The 2,191-nt window shown below is 64.9% G+C and carries 2 protein-coding genes; both read right to left on the bottom strand.

Going from position 1 to position 2,191, the window contains the following annotated elements; translation table 11 throughout:
* The coding region (locus tag BGN91_RS07385; protein ID WP_292611881.1) for a 2-oxo acid dehydrogenase subunit E2 at positions 1-1,070 on the bottom strand (1,070 nt) is incomplete at its 3' end.
* 14 nt (positions 1,071-1,084) lie between these two features.
* Positions 1,085-2,191, bottom strand: a 1,107-nt coding sequence (locus tag BGN91_RS07380) for a pyruvate dehydrogenase complex E1 component subunit beta (protein ID WP_292611879.1), incomplete at its 5' end; no start/stop codon positions are given.

The raw sequence follows: 2,191 nt of genomic DNA, 5'->3' as shown, positions 1-2,191 counted from the left end.
GGCATCGCCACCGCGACGCCGATGTCGGAATGCTTGTGCTTGAGCATGCCGCCTTCGGTCCAGCTCACATTGGCATTCGGCACGCGTTGCAATGCGATCGCCATCGCCTTGATGACGAAATCGTTGACCGACAATTTATAGAGCGGCTTCTTCTCCTTGTCTTTCGGCGCGGATGCGTTGATGTCCTCGCGCGCGGCAAGCAGCCTGCCGATATCGCAGTCCATCGTCAGGTAAAAATGCGGAATGGTCTGTATCGAGGCGGTCAGGCGCTGTGCGATCGTGCGGCGCATATTGTCGTGCGGCACGATCTCGTAGGAACCGTCCTCGAACAACGACAGGATCTGCTTGTCGGACATCGCGGGAGCAATGGTGGACGCGCCTGCGGGCGCAGCCGCCGGTGCCTTCAGCCCCTTGCCGGATTTCGCCTGCTCCACGTCGCGCGCGACGACGCGGCCATGCGGGCCGCTGCCTTCGATACGCGACAGTTCGATGCCCGCTTCCTTCGCCAGCCGTCGCGCCAGCGGCGAGGAGAAGATGCGGGCGTGGCCGTTGGCTTGTGGCGTTGACGGCTTCCCAGACGCACTGCCCACCCCCTCACCCGACTGCTTCGCAGTCGACCTCTCCCCAGCGGGGAGAGGTGACGGAGCAAGTCTCGCCGTTTCGGTTCTCGCAACCGACGCCGCCGCCCCAGCACTGCCTGCCCCCTCTCCCCTCTGGGGTCGAGACGAGCTAGGCTCGCTCTTGGAGGGTTGGGGTGAGGGGGTGCTTTTCGCTTCGGCCTTTGTTGGCGATGTCCCGCCGCCGCTCGCCGCCGCTTTCACATCCTCGCCGTCGCCGGCGAGCACCGCGATCACGTTGTTGACCGGCACGTCCTGCGTGCCTTCCGGCACCAGAATCTTCGCGATGGTGCCCTCGTCCACCGCCTCGACTTCCATGGTCGCCTTGTCGGTCTCGATCTCGGCGATGACGTCGCCGGACCTCACCTTGTCGCCTTCCTTCTTGAGCCACTTGGCGAGGTTGCCCTTTTCCATCGTCGGCGACAGCGCGGGCATCAGGATGTTGATCGGCATGATGTCAGCCCCGCTCAGCGATAGCAGACGGCCTTCGCCGCCTCGACGACTTCGGCGATCGACGGCAGCGCCAGCTTTTCGAGATTGGCCGCATACGGCATCGGCACGTCCTTGCCCGAGACGCGCATCACCGGCGCGTCGAGATAATCGAACGCATGCTCCATGATCCGCGCGACGATCTCCGCGCCGACGCCCGACTGCCGCCAGCCTTCCTCCACGGTCACGGCACGGCCGGTCTTCCGCACTGAGGCGACGATGGTGTCGGTATCCATCGGGCGCAGCGTGCGCAGGTCGATCACCTCGGCCTCGATGCCGTCCTTCGCGAGTTCGTCCGCGGCCTTCAGCGCATAGGTCATGCCGTTCGACCACGAGACCAGTGTGACGTGTTGGCCGGCGCGCGCGATCCGCGCCTTGCCGATCGGCAACACATAGTCGTCGAGCCTCGGCACCGGACCGGTGTGCCCATAAAGGATTTCGTTCTCGAGAAAGATCACCGGATTGGGATCGCGGATCGCGGCCTTCAGAAGCCCTTTGTAGTCGGCGGCGGAATACGGCGCGATCACCTTGAGCCCCGGAATTTGCGAATACCACGCCGAGTAATCCTGGCTGTGCTGGGCGGCGACGCGCGCGGCGGCGCCGTTCGGTCCCCGGAACACGATCGAGCAGCCCATCTGTCCGCCGGACATGTAAAGCGTCTTGGCGGCGGAGTTGATGATCTGGTCGATCGCCTGCATCGCGAAGTTGAAGGTCATGAACTCGACGATCGGCTTCAGGCCAGCCATCGCCGCGCCGACGCCGACGCCGGCAAAGCCGTGCTCGGTGATCGGGGTATCGATCACGCGCCGCGCGCCGAATTCCTCCAAAAGGCCCTGCGAAACCTTGTAGGCGCCCTGATATTCGGCCACTTCCTCGCCCATCAGGAAAACGTCGCCGTCGCGGCGCATTTCCTCGGCCATGGCGTCGCGCAAAGCCTCGCGAATGGTCATCGTCACCATCTCGGCGCCGGCGGGAATGTCGGGATCCTCGGGAATCTCCGCCGCAGTGCCGGCAGGTCGCCTGGGATCCGAGATCATCGGCTTGCCCTCCCCGACCGGCGCGCGGGATTCGGCGACCTCGCTGGA

Source organism: Nitrobacter sp. 62-13 (genome assembly GCF_001896955.1).
Classification (GTDB): Bacteria; Pseudomonadota; Alphaproteobacteria; order Rhizobiales; family Xanthobacteraceae; genus Nitrobacter.
This window is presented reverse-complemented; position numbering and strand designations above follow the sequence as displayed.